General features: G+C 63.2%; 9 protein-coding genes and 1 tRNA gene. 9 read left to right on the forward strand and 1 reads right to left on the reverse strand.

Translation table 11 applies throughout. From position 1 onward, the window contains the following. Window positions 1-328: 328 nt before the first annotated feature. Window positions 329-2,671 carry a hypothetical protein gene (locus ACZ5B4_RS00800; protein WP_464912536.1) on the forward strand — a complete coding sequence of 781 codons (2,343 nt, stop codon included), beginning with the start codon at window positions 329-331 and terminating at the stop codon, window positions 2,669-2,671. A 243-nt stretch (window positions 2,672-2,914) separates the two neighbouring features. Then, a complete protein-coding gene (locus tag ACZ5B4_RS00805) occupies window positions 2,915-3,919 on the forward strand; it encodes a D-2-hydroxyacid dehydrogenase (protein WP_464912537.1) in 1,005 nt (334 codons plus the stop codon). Window positions 3,920-4,074: 155 nt separating this feature from the next. Here the strand turns inward: ACZ5B4_RS00805 and ACZ5B4_RS00810 are convergent. Further along, a tRNA-Ile gene (locus ACZ5B4_RS00810) sits at window positions 4,075-4,147 on the reverse strand. 899 nt (window positions 4,148-5,046) lie between these two features. Between ACZ5B4_RS00810 and ACZ5B4_RS00815 the strand changes: the two genes are divergently transcribed. From ACZ5B4_RS00815 to ACZ5B4_RS00845, 7 genes are all read left to right on the forward strand, one after another. Then, window positions 5,047-6,219, forward strand: a complete 1,173-nt coding sequence (locus tag ACZ5B4_RS00815; protein WP_464912538.1) for an H-X9-DG-CTERM domain-containing protein — start codon at window positions 5,047-5,049, stop codon at window positions 6,217-6,219. A 468-nt stretch (window positions 6,220-6,687) separates the two neighbouring features. Further along, complete coding sequence (locus tag ACZ5B4_RS00820; RefSeq protein WP_464912539.1) at window positions 6,688-8,043, forward strand: DUF1559 family PulG-like putative transporter; 1,356 nt, start codon at window positions 6,688-6,690, stop codon at window positions 8,041-8,043. 429 nt (window positions 8,044-8,472) lie between these two features. Next, complete coding sequence (locus ACZ5B4_RS00825) at window positions 8,473-10,506, forward strand: hypothetical protein (RefSeq protein WP_464912540.1); 2,034 nt, start codon at window positions 8,473-8,475, stop codon at window positions 10,504-10,506. 27 nt (window positions 10,507-10,533) lie between these two features. Continuing rightward, window positions 10,534-11,736, forward strand: a complete 1,203-nt coding sequence (locus ACZ5B4_RS00830) for a DUF1573 domain-containing protein (protein ID WP_464912541.1) — start codon at window positions 10,534-10,536, stop codon at window positions 11,734-11,736. Between the two features lie 11 nt (window positions 11,737-11,747). Beyond that, window positions 11,748-14,279: a double zinc ribbon domain-containing protein gene (locus tag ACZ5B4_RS00835; protein ID WP_464912542.1), complete on the forward strand. Its 2,532-nt coding sequence runs from the start codon at window positions 11,748-11,750 to the stop codon at window positions 14,277-14,279. 700 nt (window positions 14,280-14,979) lie between these two features. Further along, the gene (locus ACZ5B4_RS00840; RefSeq protein WP_464912543.1) at window positions 14,980-15,426 is read left to right on the forward strand and encodes a Minf_1886 family protein; all 447 of its coding nucleotides are present in this window, start codon (window positions 14,980-14,982) and stop codon (window positions 15,424-15,426) included. A gap of 301 nt (window positions 15,427-15,727) precedes the next feature. Further along, window positions 15,728-16,195 carry an ArsR/SmtB family transcription factor gene (locus ACZ5B4_RS00845; RefSeq protein WP_464912544.1) on the forward strand — a complete coding sequence of 156 codons (468 nt, stop codon included), beginning with the start codon at window positions 15,728-15,730 and terminating at the stop codon, window positions 16,193-16,195. The last annotated feature ends 57 nt before the right edge of the window (window positions 16,196-16,252 follow it).

Genomic DNA, 16,252 nt, shown 5'->3' on the forward strand with positions numbered 1-16,252 from the left:
CAAGCAAGATACTTCCAGGCAATCCATCGAGTTTAGAGGAGATCCGCGTCAATCTACAAGCGCCCACGGAGAATCTCCGGCACGGCAAACCAAGCCGTTCGGCCCAGCTCGGGAGGCGGACGCGCGACGGCGGCTTGCGCATAGTCCCCAGTCTACCCATAACTCCGACCCCGCGATGCGATGTTCCCATTCGTGGGGATTTCTTGTACGGTTTGCGGAACCGGTTGCCACTAATATGGGTTGGGGAACGGTCTTTTGCCGCGTTCCTATTGCGGATATCGGACCGAGCCGCCGAGGGCCGTCCTTTTTCGGGAGACGCGAGGTTGACATGCGACTGACTTTGCGAACGATGCTGGCCTATCTGGACGATATCCTCGAGCCGGAGGACGCTGCCGACATCGGTCGAAAGATCGAGGAAAGCGAAGTCGCCAAGCCGCTCGTCCGGCGCATTCGCGAGATCACCCGGCGCCTTCGCGTCGGTGCGCCGCCGGTGCTGGAGGACAAGCCGCTATTGGACCCGAATACCGCGGCCGAATATCTCGACAATACGCTGCCGCCCGATCGTGTCGCGGAATTCGAGAAGGCCTGCCTGGAAAACGACACTCAGTTGGCCGAGGTCGCCGCTTGCCACCAGATTCTGTCCATCGTGCTGGGCGAGCCGGCCGAAGTTTCTCCGGCGACCCGAGAGGCCATGTACCGGCTGCTCGGAACCGCCAAAGAACCGACCGAAAAAGACATCGTTCGATCGCTTTTTCAGGAAGACGGCGTTGCGTCCGAAGCCCAGGCTGCGCGTGAAGAGGTGCCGCCTACCGCGCCGTCCGATCAGCCGGCGGCGTCGATCGAACCGTTCGCGCCGGGCACGGCGGAAGACGATCACCCGCGGTGGTTCTTCCCGACCCTGATCACCGTCGCCCTGGTCGGCGCACTCGTTGTGCTGGGAATCTGGTTCTACAAGACCCAGTTCTCCGGCGAGCCCGGTTTCTTGAGCAATCAGGAGACCGCCATGGTACCTCCGGGCGAGAGTGCGGTGAACGATATCCCACGTCCGGCGTCGCACCGAGATGACTCCGCGAGCCCGCAATCGGAACAAGGCTCGGCACAGGAAGTTTCCGGTGAACAGGGCCCGTCCGGCCCTGCTGCGAACGGCTCCGCGCCGCCGCCCGATTCAGGCTCCGACACCCCAAGCTTGCCCGGCGATTCGCCGTCGCAGGGCGTGCCCGTGTCGGAACAGCCGACACAGGGAGACGCGACTCAGCCGCCCATGGGGCGGGCCGATGGTGCGTCTGAACCGCTTCCGGACGCATCCGTTTCGCCGGCGGGAGGCGCCCTGTCCGCCGCAGCGTCCCAACCCGCCGGACCCGGTCAAGAACAATCCCCGGAACCTCCGGTGGGAATGCGGCCGCTGCCCCCCACGCAACCGGCTGACCTTCCGCAAGCGGTCCAACAGCCGGGTCCGGCGGATTCGACTGCCGTGCCGCCGGGTCCGCTTCCGAGCACCGATTCGGCGCCGCTGCCTCCGGAACCGGTCGGCGAATTCGCTCCGGACGGCCGACTGCCGCAAATGCTTTTCCGCATGACGGGCATGTCGGGAAGCTTTCAACCCATCCGCGCCGCCGAAAAAATCAACAGTTATGAGCGATACTTCGTCCCCCCGGGTTTTCGCGCTCGGATTCTCATGCCGGCCGTGGAATTGGTCTGTATGGGCCCCTTGTTCTTTGAAATCCTTTCCACCGACGCCGCGGGTTCCACGGGCCTGGGGCTGAGCTACGGAAAGATGATCGTGAACGCCCGCGCGGGAGAGGGCGGCATGTTAGGCCCGCCCACGTTGCGATTGAACTTCGGCAGTCTTTCCGGCATTTTGCAGTTGCGCGAAAACTCCTCCGTCGGTCTGGAGGTGGCCCGGGAAGACGCCATCACGAACGACCCGGAAACCAAGCCGATACCCTGGATCGTGGACCTCTACGTCTTGTCGGGAGAAGTCGTTTGGGGGGATTCCGAGCACTATCGACCGTTGACCTTGGTGCCCCAGGTTCAAGTGCGATTGTCGGAACGGGAACTGCGCACGGTTCCCCTCGCCGGTCCCGTGGCCTGGCTGAACCCTCTCCTCTCCGCGGAGCGCCTATTGGAGGAAAACGCGATGGGGCTGATGACCGACGCACTTTCGGGCGACGCCAAATCGCCGCTTATGGTCTTGGAGGAATTGTCGGGGCATCGCCAGCAGGAAGTCGCCTGGCTGGCGCAGCGAACCTTAGCTTTCCTCCGGTACCCGGGGCCGTTGTGGCGATCCCTCGACGAGCCCGCCGCCAAGGCCCGGTGGACGCAAGCCATCGAGCAGTTGCTCACCGTGGTTCGCCAATCACCGCAAGCGGCGGCGTCCGTCCGTGCGTCCGCCGAGGCCGCGTTCGGCGAGCGAGGCCCGCTCCTTTACGCCCTGCTGTGGAAGTACGGCGCCACGCTCGACCAGACGCAGGCCGGGGAATTGATCGAGCTTTTGGGCCACGACATGTTGGCGGTGCGAGTATTGGCCTTTTGGAACCTGCGCCGCGTGACGGGCATTACGCTGAACTACGAACCGAACGCCATGCCCGTGGAACGCCAACGTGCCATCCGCCTCTGGAAAACCCGCTTGGAAGGACCGGCAGGCCTGCCGAACGTATCCGGCCGCACCTAGCCCCGCTCGAAACGCTTCTCGACGGAGGTCCGGCACCGATCCCCCTTTGCCGGAACGAGGCATCACCGTAGTCTGAAGATTGTCGGCGGCGGGCCTTACGCCGATCCTTCACGGGCGACTCCGCCGCCTTGGTTCCGGGCTTGCGTTCGGCCGTCTCATTGCGGCGAGCACCGTCGCGCGCATGCTTCGGCCGAGCGGCGGGGTATTCCATCATCCTTCCCGAAACGGTACGAAAGTCATCCCATGCGGATCGTCTTGTGCTTTCCCAACGAAGAACCGCAACGGCGCCGTATCGCGGAAGCCGCACCGTGGGCCGAAGTGGCCGACGTACCCCAAGAGCGCATCGCGGAGGAACTGCCGGAAGCCGATATCTTCTGCGGCCACGCCAAGGTCCCCGTTGACTGGGACGCCGTCGTTCGTCGCGGCCGATTGCGTTGGATCCAGTCTTCGGCGGCCGGGATGGATCATTGCCTGGTACCTCCCGTTATCGCTTCCGACATCGTCGTGACGAGCGCTTCCGGCGTCTTGGCCGATCAGGTGTCGGAGCATACGGTGGCCCTGGTCACGGCTTGGCTTCGCAGTCTCCCCGTCTTTTTCGCGGCCCAAAAGAAGCACGAGTTCATCCGCCGCCCTACCCGGGATCTGCATCACAGTACGATCCTCATCGTGGGCTTCGGCGGCGTGGGACGGCGCTTGGCGCAAGTCCTGCGAGTCTTCAAGACGCGTCTTTGGGCGGTGGATCTTTTCCCCGTGGATAAGCCGGAGTACGTCGAGCGGTTGCTGTCGCCGGCCGAGTTGCCCTCGCTTCTGCCGCACGCCGACCTGGTCGTTTTGGCGTTGCCGCTGAACGCCGCCACGCGGCACGCCTTCGGTGCCGCCCAATTCGCCCAAATGAAACCGGGGTCGCTTTTCGTCAACGTGGCCCGCGGCGCCATCGTGGTAACCGAGGACCTCGTGGCCGCCCTGCAAAACGGCCCTATCGCCGGAGCCGTGATGGATGTGACCGACCCGGAGCCGTTGCCCGCGGATCATCCCCTGTGGGACCTCCCCAACGTCATCATCACGCCGCACGTGGGCGGTCAGTGCGCCGGCCGCGCCGACGACATTACGCGGCTCTTCTGCGAGAATCTTCGCCGCTGGCACGAGGGGCGTCCGCTGATCAACCTCATCACGGACAAGCAGGCGGGATTTCCATTTCGAGACGGCAAGACGCCGCTTTGGATCGACGTGTGCGACTCGATCTCTTGATGCCGCGCGTACCCGATTGCTCTGGTCTCGAAATGGCCGCGGCCGCGTTGTGCCGGGCCGATGTGATCGTTTCAGGCTAAGGCCGGCGCTGGGAAGAGCGGTTTTTGGCCCGGAACCTCGGCAGCCGGGTCGGCCGACGCGCCTAGACCGGGAAATAGGCCCGGAGGGATTCGAACCCCCGACCAAGGGATTATGAGTCCCCTGCTCTCACCGCTGAGCTACGGGCCCGTCATCGCCGCCTCTCGTTGTCGCCCCCTTGCCGGTCGCCAAGCTCCGTCGCGAAACGGGGCTGTGCGGCGACAAATCTCAATCTAATAAAGGACCGGCAGGATGGCCAGACCCAACCCCCGTCGCTGAAGCCTTGGTCGTCGTCGGAGACTGCCGCTGTCGGCGCACGCTGATTTGGGCCGTCATGGGGCAACAGAAGAGGCCGCCGAACGAAGCTTTCCCTTGCGACTTTCTCTTACGCCCTCATCGGCACCCAGGCTTGTGACACGGGCTGGCGCATAACGCGGCGAAAGGCGTGGAGTGGTCGCTCCGGCCCGTCATGTTCTGCATAGGCGTTGATCGCCGCGCGGGCATGCGGAATCCGTCGGCGCACAGCGCATAACGCGGAACCGCATGCTCCGATCGGGGGCCGCACTTGCGGGCGTTCCTTTGCCACAACTCCATCCCCCTATAGACGCTCGATAAATAGAACGCGAGGTTGCAGGGATATTCCCGTCGCCAGGTGTGTGGATATCCAATTCGACTGGTCGTCGAGTCGAGGTCTGTGTGCACAAATATAGATTCTGTAAAGACTTGAGGCATCATTCCGGTGTCGGAATGCGGTAGCGGGTTTGGAAGTCTAAGTGTTATTAAAGATAGAGAGAATTGAGGAAAAACTTTAACAAAACTTTAACAGTTCCTTAATAATTCCCTAACAATCGACCGCTACAATCAGCTCAAAACAAGGCAAGCGGAACGCGGCGGAAAGCAAGCGGAAAGCGTCGCGACGAAGGCGAAACGGCCGTCGGAAACCTGCGACAAACCGCCCCCGCCGGCCGGTCGGCAACGATGCGTGGGAAGGCCTTAGTTTGTCGGGAAGAGCGGACCGAACGCAAGGAATACAGGGAGGAGAGTCGGCCATGATGCGTCCGAGCAACAAACCGTCACGGCGATCGGCGACCACACGCCGTTCGAGAAGCCGGCGGGCGATCACATTGATCGAGATGCTGACGGTCATCGTCATCATCAGCCTCTTGATCGCGATTCTCCTGCCGGCCTTGAACGCCGCCCGCGAATCGAGCCGCCAAGCCGCCTGCGCCGGCAACCTGCGGCAGATCGGCCTGTCCCTTCAATCGCTGGCCCAGGCCGAGCGCGGAATGCTGTGCAGCGGTGCCATGGATTGGCAGCGCGACGGCAGCGTGACCTCCATCGGCTGGGTCGCTGACCTTGTCAGCAGCGGTACCCCGGCGGGCAAGCTCCTCTGTCCCAGTAATCCCGCCGTCTTGACCGAGGCCTACAACGATCTGCTCAACCTGGACGTTACGAGTTGGGGGCCGGAGGACCCGAGCAATCCGGCGACGTGGACGTGCGGGGTCAACCATAAAGGAAAGGCGGCGGAGGCCCTCCCCGACGGAAGTCAAAAGCGAGATCCCTGCGAGGAGATCATCAGCACGCAGCCGACGCCGAGCGACGCCCGCGACACGCTCGTGCTCGAAAGAATCTACAAGGAGCATTACAACACCAACTTCACGGCTTCCTGGTTCCTGGTGCGGTCCGGGGTCAAGATCGATGCGACGGGCAATCTGGCAGGCTTGGGCGGCGGATGCGAGAACAGCCCCCTAGCGCGGGGTAGCACGCTCGGGCCGCTCAACCTGAGCATGTTGTCGGCGGGATCGGTGGCCAGCTCCTTCATCCCGCTGATCGGCGATGGGCAGGTCGCCGCCCGATTGGAACGCCCCTTCGGCAGGTTCAATGCCGGCTCACCGATGGTCCTGGCCTTTACCCGCGGACCGGTCACCAATCCCCAGATGCAATTCCTTTCGGTTCCCTCGGGCACGCCGCGCGAAGGACCGAACGGTTGGTGGGCCTTATGGAACGCCACCCGCCAGGACTATCGCGGATTCGCTCCGGTTCACCGCGGGTCGGCCAACATCTTGATGGCCGACGGGAGCGTGCAGTCGTTCAAGGATAACAACGGCGACGGCCTTCTCAACAACGGGTTCACCGCCGATTCGGCCAACGGATATGCCGACTCGTCCGAGGAGCTGCCGCGAACGGAGTTCTGGAGTCGCTACGAATTGCGGCAACCTTGAGGACGAAAGGGGATGACCTGAACCGAGAGGCTGCATGGGTATGTATTTACGAGCAACCTGCGGGCGCATCGGAAAGGGGCACAGGGGCACGATGCGCTGCGATCCGCCGGACGAACACCGGACGTCGTTCGGCCATACCGCCCGCAAGCCGGGCAGACGGGAAGAGCACGGATGCCGACTAACGAAACCGGGCGGGGCATCGGTCCGCCAACCAAAACCCCGCCCATCGGCATCGGACATCGCGAAAGGAGGACCCCCGCAACATCCGACGATCGAAGTGAACTCTAGTGAAATTGTAGCCCAACGGGCAAGCGCGAGCAAGCCGAATACCGGCGGCCGCAAAGGGGCTCCGACGCCGTCCCCGGTCGAAAAAACAGGCGTCCAAGCGTTTCCGTTTTAAACAGCGCCGCTCCGCCGACGGCGGCGGGGGCGGCACCCCAGAGTGAGTTTTCCCAACAGGAGAGAGAAATGAGACGTTCTACGCCTCGCAAAGCGTTTACGTTGATCGAGATGTTGGTGGTCATCGGGATCATCGCGATCCTGGTGGCCCTGCTTTTGCCGGCCTTGCAGGCCGCCCGCGAGCGGGCCCGCGCCGCCACTTGCCAAAGCAACCTGCGGCAATTCGGCCTGGGGCTGCATATCCACGCCGACCGCGACCCGCAAGGTCGGTTCTGCTCCGGCGCCTACGACTTCAGGCGCGACGGCTGCCCGGACACCTACGGCTGGGTCGCGGATCTGGTCAACGGCGGCATCTGCCAGCCCGGCAAGCTGCTCTGCGTCAGCAGCTCGCTCCCCGGCCTGGAGAAGCTGAATGACTTGATCGGAATCACGGGGTCTAGCAACCCCGCCGAAGGCGTTATCGTCAGCGAAATGCTGACCAACGCCTGTGGGCAGTTGGCTACCGGAACGGGTACCGCGGGAACGGACCCCTACGAGATCGGTGCCATCACCTATTTGGGTACGGCCGATGACCGTGCTTCCACCATTGCCGATCGCCTCTTGGCGGCCGGCTACAACACCAACTACGCGGCCAGCTACTTCTTGGTCCGCGGTGAGCCGGTGCTGGCCGTGCAGTCCGTAAGCAACGTCCCGTTCGTTCAAGCCGGCGATGCCGAAACTCGATTGCCGAGTGGTAACCCTAACAATTTCGGTATTGGCAAGTACAAGGGGAAAGAGGACAGCACGGGTCCCTTGAGCCGCAGCGCCCTCGACGGTTCCACCATCCCCAGTTCGATCGTGCCGCTGTTGGGCGACGCCGGACCGGGCGACGTCAAGGAGGCCGTGCTGACCAACACCATCGTGGATAAAAACGGGAAGGCGTACGCCAAGCAGGGCGATCGGCTGGCGGAGTCGTTCAACGACGGCCCGGCGTATGTCGATTCTACCAACACGCGTCTCACTTTGCTTGCGCAAAATCAGGGCCTGCAAAAGCAGATGGATGCCGAAGCGGGCCTGATCGACCTGGGCAAGGCCGATGGCACTCCCGACGCCGCGTACACCAAGGACGGCCAAACCGCGCCGGTTGACCAGTACTTCTTCCGTCAGGACACCCGGGACTGGTACGCCGTGCATCGCGGCGTGGCCAATATCCTGATGGCCGACGGCAGCGTTCAGGAGTTCACGGACCTCAACGGCGACGGCTATCTGAACCCCGGCTTCGAGATCCCCATTTGGGACGAGGACGGCGACGGCGTTGCCGGCGAAGCGGAGGACTACTTCAAGACCGGTTACCGCCCCGGCCCGGTGGAGTTGGAGCCGTTCCGGATGTTCAACGGCGTGTTCATTCGCAACAACAACGCGGGCAAGCCGCTGAACTTCGAATGATAGCCCAGGTTTCGGGCTGCATGAGATGTTGAGAGGTCCTCTGACTCGACCGTACAGGGCCGAGTGGGTCGCAGCGAAGGGTTTATCACCCGCAGGGAGCGGGCCGGGGACTTGCCGACGCGAGTCCCCGGTCTTGTGTTTTTTCAAGCATGGAGTAGGCAGTAACACGAGCCTCGGGCGTCAGCCCGAGGTGGTGGAGAATAGGTGCACGAGCCTCGGGCGTCAGCCCGAGGTGAAAGACGGAGTGGAAGAAAGTGAGTCCAAGATCCTCGGGTCACCACCGGCTGACGCTGGTGGCTCGGGCGCGACGGTGCAATCCGAGCCTCGGGCGTCAGCCCGAGGTGAAAGAACGAGATTCACGAGCCTCGGGCGTTAGCCCGAGGTGGAAGTCTCGAGAGGCGATCTCCCGCTAACCGGAGCAGGTGCGACATGTCACAAGACCATGCGATCATCCAAGGGAGATGGAAGGCACGAAGGCGGAATGGGGCCGTCTTGGCGACCCTCATCACGCTCTCCTTGGCGATGTCGGCGCTCTCCTCGGGCTGCGGCAGGAGCGATCCTCGCCTCCAAGCGTGGGGCGGCATGAGCAAGGAAGAGTGGCTTGCACAATACAAGCAACGCAAGGAACAAGAGGTAGCCGAGGAGGAGGCGGCACGGCAAGCCGCCGAGGCGAAAAAGCAAGAGGAGGCGGAAGCGGCGGCTGCGCGGGCGCGCAAACCCCGTTCCGCGCCCAAGGCCAAAGGTCCGGACCCCAATCGATCCTTGGAAGCGGACGACCCGCCGGCCGCGGCTCCGGCCGTTCAACCCCAGGTTCCACCTCAGCCGCAGGCGGCGCCCTATCCGGCTGATTTCTCGGAGTGGACGATGGAACATTTCGAGAGGGCCTGGAAGGAGCGATCGGAACGATTGCATGCGGCCATTGCGGCGCTGGGCACGCTGCATGTGGGCGATCCTACCGCGGCGGAAAACCTGGCTCGACTGTCGGACCTGTGGTTTCAAGCGGCCAAGGGTTCATCCGCCGGGAAGACCGGCGCGGAGGACGCCTTGTATCTGCGCGGGATCATCACGGCCTTGCTGAGAAATCGGACGGCCGCCGCGGAAAAGGCGATTCTGCGAGCTTGGCAAGAGTCCGTGGATCGCCGGGACGCCGAGGCCGCGAAGATCATCTTGGAGTCGATCTTCGGCGAGAGCGACGCCGCGAGCGGCAATGTTTTTACGACCGTGGCGAATGACCTGGCGCGATTGTCCGCCGGGTCGGATTCTCAGTGGGTAAGCGAAGCGGTGGGCGGAGCCTTGACTTCGGCGGCGGCCCCCGTGCGGCAAGCGATTTGGCAGCGGCTGTCCGCTCTCCCGGATTCGCCCCTCCGCCGGACCGTGTTGGCGGTGTTGACCCGGGCCGAAGAGTCCAACGTGCAACTGCTGCTGGACGTGATCGCAACGCTTCCGCCGGAGGCGCAGGAAGAGGAATGGCGGAGGGCTGTGGAATGGAGCGGTGCTCGATGGCGATCGCTCCTGGAAGGCCGGCGAAGCGATTCCCCCTATCAGCTCGTATCGGTCGGCGTCGGTTCCTTGCCGGTCCTGTGGAGCGATGAGGTTGCGGAGAAGGCCTGTCGAGCATTGGATCGGGTGGTGTTCTTGCGGGATTCGGCGGGGGCGGTGCGATTCGCCGCGTCGCTCCCCCTGCCTGAGACGCGGGCCGCGGTCCGCCGAGTCTTGCGGAGTCGGTGGAGCGAAGAGCCCCAAGGTATCTTCTCCTCCCTGGAATATTCGGATCCGGGCCTGATTGCGGTATTGAAGGATTTGCTGCGGGAACATCAAGACTCGGCCGTGGTCCGCTACGGTCCGCGACCGCCGTCGTTCACTTCTCGCGGGGACGGCAAGGCACCGGTACGTCGCCCGCGCGAAATGCCCGTGGCGCCCGTCGTCGCCGCGCAGGGGAAAGTCCGCTGGGAGTATCAGGCGTGGCTGGACGAGACGTACGCCGTAATCGACCGCTGGATGAACCGCTTGGCCGCGGGAACGGTCTTGGATCGCCGACGAGCCTGGGACGCCGCGACGCTGCTGGATTTCGCCGTGCATTCGGAAGATTGCCCGGGCTGCGCGGTGACCCTCGGATTATCTCCCGGACGGCCGACCGAGGCTGATTCGGCGGAGGTTCCGTTGGCGGAGATCAGTTACGTGCGCCTGGCGGATCATGCCCGCCCGGCGACCGTGGTGTCGCATTATCGCAAGGTGCTGCCTCCGGTGCGGGAACGCCCCTTGCCCAACGGCTTGTGGCTGGAATACGTTTCGTCAGACGGGAACGGCGTGTGGACATCCGTGGATGTGAGAATCACGGCGGTGGATCCGACACGGCCGGCACAGGGGGCGCAAGACCTATTCGTGGAGATTTTGCGGATCAAAGCCGCCGTGGCGCTGCCGGAAAAAGAAGTTGCCGCAACGCAAGCGGCGCCCGGTTCCTGATGGCGGAAGCTTGGAGGACCACGATCGATGTGGATACTTCGTCGATTTACGATCGTAGTGGGGATTACGGCGGTTGCAGCCGCCGTCGGCGTTGTGATCGGGTGGGCCGGTTCCCAAGTCGGCGAGGGGAATGCCGATGCACCTTCCCAGATGCTCGATTCAGGCCGGGATGTTCCCGGGCCCGACGCTGAAGACGTGCGCGAACCGGCGAGGTCGCCGCGGGAGTCTCCCAAAGCGGTGGTACTCGAGCCGGAGCACAACTTCGGATCGGTCGATTTGAATACGGAAGTGGTCCACCGCTTCAAGATACGCAACGAGGGAACGGCCCCGCTGGAGCTGAGGCTGGGAGAGTCCACGTGTCGGTGTACGACGGGCGACGTGCCTGCGGAGCCCATCCCGCCGGGTGAAGAGACCGAGGTGACGGTGCGATTCTTGGAGGAAAGGCATTACGGGCCGTTCCGGCAGTATGCCGAAGTCTTGACGAACGATCCGGAGAACCCACGCCTGACCCTGACGATTCGCGGCATCGTCAAGAGTCGACTGGCGGTCGATCCGGAAAGGCTGGACTTTTCCGGCATGGCCCGCGGAGTCCCGGCGACGCGCAGCATGACGGTCTATTCGCAAACGTGGCCGGAATTTTGGTTGGAAGTGGAAAGCGTGACGCCCGACGGCGTGAATTGCCGTTTGACTGCGGTTTCGGCCGAGGGCTTGCGGCACCTAGACGCCCTGAGCGGGTACCGTCTGGACGTGGACGTGCCGGCCGATTTGACTCAGGCCAAGCTGGAAGGCGAGGTCCGGCTGCGGGCGGTGACGACGGCGGAATCGGAGCCGCAAACCGTCGTTATTCCCTTCTCCGGGGCGCCGCCGAGCAGGATCGAGATCGACAGCCCCTTTCTCGGCGGGGGACGGCTGCTGAACTTCGGCCGAATTCCTCAGGGCAAGCGCGTGGAGGCGGTGCTGACGGTGCGGACGCGCGACCTGCCGGATCCTTTGGCCTTGCAGGAGGCCGTTTGCGATCCGCCGCATCTGCGCGTCAACTTGCAGCCGGATCCGGCGGTGGCGGGAAACTACCGCCTGAGCATCGAAGTTCCCGCCGATGCGCCGCGTTTCGTGCGTCTGCGGGGTCAGTCGGGCAAAGTCAAGGTCACCTTCAACGATCCCGCCCAAACCTCGTTCGGGTTTATCATTTGGGCGGCCGTCGTCGATCCCGAGATCAGTCTCCCGCGATGAGCGATCCCCACATGAAATCACCGGATACTCCGGCACTTCCGGCCGGCGGTGCGGCGGCGGAACAACAAGAGATTGTTCAAAGACTCTTCGCCACTTGGCGAGAGTTGCGTAATTTGGGATTGCCGTTCGACCAGGCAGCGCTGTTGCACGAGGCCAAGTTGCTGAACCTGCCCCGCGCAACCGGTGCCTTGGCCGATTACCTGGAAACGATCCTCGATATCGTTCCGGACGGTGCGCCCGAGCGAGATTGGCGGCTGTTCAATGCCGCTCTCGCCAAGTTGGCGGCGGACCTCAAGACGGATCCGGAAGGACCTGCGAAGGGGACGCCTCACAACGGGAAACCGGGGACTCCCGCCGCGGAAGATACGCTCGCCCGTGACGTGATCTGCCGAGAATGCGGCGCGAACAATCCGGCACGGCGGAATTTCTGCGGTCAGTGCGGGGCGGGGCTGTGGTGCGTCTGTCCGGGCTGCCAATCGCGCGTGCCCAGCGACGAGACTTTCTGCGGCGTGTGCGGCTACCTCATCGGCGAGGAACTGACCAAGTTCATCTCCAAGGTGCGGCAGCTCCTTGCCAGGGCCGAGGAATTGGCCGCCCAAGGAAAACCCGCGGACGCAGCCGCCTGTTTAGAACAGATCCCCAGGGGAAAACGGGCGTGGTACGAGCATGCCCAAATCCTCCGCAAGGTCGATCAACTGCATTCCGAGCTGGCCCCGCTCTTGGCTCGACGCCAAGCGGAAGTCGCATCGGTGATGTCGCAAGCGGCGGAGAAGGCCCGGGCGGGAGATTACGAGGAGGCCGTCCGAATCCTGGCCGCATTGCCTCGCGATATGCAATCTCCGGAGGTGCTCAATGCACTCGATCAGTACCGGCGCCATCTCGTGGCAATCTCTCAGTTGGAATCGGAGCTATCGCTTAGCATTCAAAAGAAGGACTTGCAACGGACGCTGAACGCCGCGCGGCAGTTGCTGGCCTTGAAGCCCCAGCACCCCGCCGCCCGCGATGTGGTGCGGAAGCTCCAGCCGGTGGTCCAGAAGCTGGTGGAAAGGCACGTTCAACACAACCGGTTCAGCGAAGCCCTGCAAGTGCTGGAAACATTGCCGGAATCGTGTTGGGGCCCCGAATTGGCGGCCTGGAAGGGGCGTATCGCGACGGTCGATGCCCTGATGCGGCTGGTTCGAGCGGCCCATTACACGTATCCGTACCTGGAGGTCGCGCTGCGGCACTTGAACGGATTGTTATCGCCGGGGCAAGCGCCGATTCCTTTCGAAAAGGAGGCGGCCGCGTTGCAAGCCCCTCTTCCATCGCCGAAGGCCTGGAATCGTCCTCTGCGCGAGCCTTCGCGCTCGGCGCTGGGGCCGCGGATCGAGTGGATCACGCAATTCCGCCGCATCCTCCCCGCTGACTCGGCGGATCGCGAACTCTTGCGGCGGTATCCCGGTGCATTCCTTTCGGCGGTGGGAGCTGCGTTGCAGGGATTGGGTGCCGGACCGCTCTCCCTGAACTTGATTCCCGCCGAATCGACGGGACTGATCGGGCGGCTGTTTCGGCGGCTTCGGCCGAAGGCCCGTTCGGCTTGGGGAGTATCGTTCGGAGGGACGGCCTTGCGCGCCGTTCGGCTCGAAAAGGACGCGGCAAGCGGTGCCGTCGCCCTGACCCACCTGGATCTGATCGAGCACGAAAAGCCCCTGTCGCATACGGCCAACCGCGGTCAGGTCTTGGAGATTCTCAAGGACGGCATCCAGCGGTTGCTCTCGCGTCAGGAGACCCCGGCCGACGAGCTGATCTTGGCGTTTCCCCCCACTCTTACCGTGACTACCGCCACGCTCCTCCCACGTTTCGAGCCGGATCAATTGGAGACCGTGCTCGCCTTCGAGGCCAAGCGACTGTTGCCCGACAAGGGAAAAAACGTGACCTGGCAATTCGAAACCTGGAGGGAGGCCGTGGGGACTACCGTCGGCGGATCCCAGACTTGCGTCGTCCTGTGGGCCATGAATCGCCTCTTCCTCAATGAAGCCTTGGATCGACTTCGCGGAATCGACATTCTCCCCGACGCGGTCACCGGGGAGTCCGTCGCTCTCCTGAATTGGTTCTTGGCGGATTACGTCCGGGAAGTCGGGCACAACAATGGAACGCCATCCGCGGAGGACGACGGTGCCCCAGTGCGGCGCTACGATTTGCCGCTGCTCTTGGTTGATTTGGGAAGCAGCGCATCGCAGGTGTATTACGTTGCACCGCACCTTTGCCGAACCTTGGGGCTGGGTATCGCGGGTGAGGCGTGGATCCGAGCCATCGCCAAAGAGCTGAAAATCACGTACTCCTCTGCGGATCGATACGCCCGTGATTGGCAACGGATCGAGGATTTCAGCCGGCTGCTGCCGCATCTCGAGCAGTTCCGACGGCAGGCTTACGACGACATGGCTCGGGTTCTGGAGCGATTGCAACGGGACGAATTGGAATTGCCTCACTCAATCCTCTGCACCGGCGGTGCCGCCTGCATACCGGGACTTTTGGATGCCATGATTCAGGGACCCGGGCTGTGAACCGCTCTTCGCGCCGCCGCCCTGTCCATCGCCGCGCCTCCGATTGAGTGGCTCCGTGAAGCCGCTTCTTCTATCAGTCGCTATGGATTGTGGCATGTGATAAAAGCTCGGCGTCGGGGGAGGGCGGGTTGAAGGCGTTCCAGCTTGTGCTATCTGCTCGGAATGGCCGTCTATCACGGGGCGTGCGCAGAACACCCGCTCAATGCCGTCGGCAATGACTGCATGCTCTTGAGAGGCTTCTTCTGAAGCAGGCCGAGGTTCATCGCGGCGGCCGTTCCTAGCTCACTCAGTTTTGCCCCAGGGCATAACCCGAGGCATCATCCGGAGGAGCTGATGGTGCCGCTGCGTCGGCTTGCGGATCGTTTCGAAACCATCCACGGCCGATGTCCGCGGAACATTGCGATTCCCCCCTTCTTGTGATCGTCATACGCTCTGACGGCGCTTCCATTCTTGATGCTTGGTGGCACGGCTTCTTGTTCTTGTTGGCGGCGAGACTTCCGACGATGGGGCCGTTGCGCCACGAGAGACGGAAGGTTGCGAGGCTGTTTCGGGTTGGTAGGGCAAACCGCCCGAACCCGGACGAACGGTGGTTGCGTAATCATGATGGAGTACGTCATAATGAGAATCCGCTCCGCCGGGGTATGGCTTGGTAGCGAGCTGGGGAGTATTTCGATTCTTCGTTCCAACCTCGGAAGCCGACATGCAGAATGCTCCGGGCCCGTTGGCCGAGTTGTTGAAGCAGGACCCACGCTATAAGCTGGACGCCTACATCTTCGTCTTTCGCGCCATCGATTATGCGCGGCAATTGGGACTCGGTAAGGCCGCGCCGAGTGAGCCGCTTTCCGAAGAGGACGAGGGCGAAGAAGAGGAGCCGCAGCGGCACGTGACGGGTCAAGAATTGTGCATGGCCGCACGCGATTATGCCTTCGAGCAATACGGCTATCTGGCCCAGGCCGTCCTCAATAGTTGGGGAATCCGTACCACCGGTGATATCGGCGAAATCGTTTACAACCTCATCCGCATTGGGATGATGCGAAAGACGCGCGAAGATCGTCGCGAGGATTTCGACGAGGTTTACGATTTCGACGAGGCATTCGGGCGAGGTTTCCGCATCTCGGTATCGGGAACGAAGGACGGCGAGGAGTAACTCATGGGCGGGGGCACGCATCCGCTTGCCGGTGCTTCGCAGGCGGCGGGCATGCCGAGCGAGGAGGGCGGCGGGCGTCGGCCAAACGCGGCGCGACGCATGCTGCTCGGCGCGGCATTTCTTCTTTGGTTCGCATGGATGGCCTTCCTCGTCTCGTTGGCCGTATGGAAATGACAATCCGATGATCGCGCTGTGACCGCGTTGCCGCCGCGAGGCGGGGTTGACAGCAAAGCCCCCTCCGTACAGACTGTTTTATATCTGCGTATCTGTGCAGATACGCATTAAAAGAAACAGGAAAGCCGTGAGCGCGGAAAAACTAGCCGACACGCTCAGAGTTTTGGGGGATACGACCCGCCTACGATTAGCCGTTCTGTTGGCGGCTCGCGGCGAATTGTGCGTTTGCCATCTGGCGGAAGCACTCGGGGAGCCGGACTTCAAAGTTTCGCGTCACCTTGGGGTCATGCGGGCGAGCGGTTTGGTGGAAGTCCGGCGCCGAGGCGTTTGGAAGCACTATCGCCTCGCGGACTTGAGCACGCCTTGCGGGCGAGCGATCGTGCATCTGCTGCAAACGTGCCTGGAAGAGATTCCAACCATGCAGACGGACCTAAAGCGCTGCGATGCGGTCGCTACGGCCATTGCGCTGTACGGCCCGGGATCCGGCGCCGCCCTGGCGACGGTCGTGGGCGTACTCGTGGAAGTCCCCGTGATGCTGTCCGTCTGCGCGGCCTGCAACCGAACTCGAGGTTGGTTTGCGGCACACGCCGCCTGACTTCCGAAGACGGACCGATCAGTCCGAGCCATGCGAATAGCGATGCCGCTGCCGGCC

This window comes from Thermogutta hypogea (assembly GCF_055386265.1).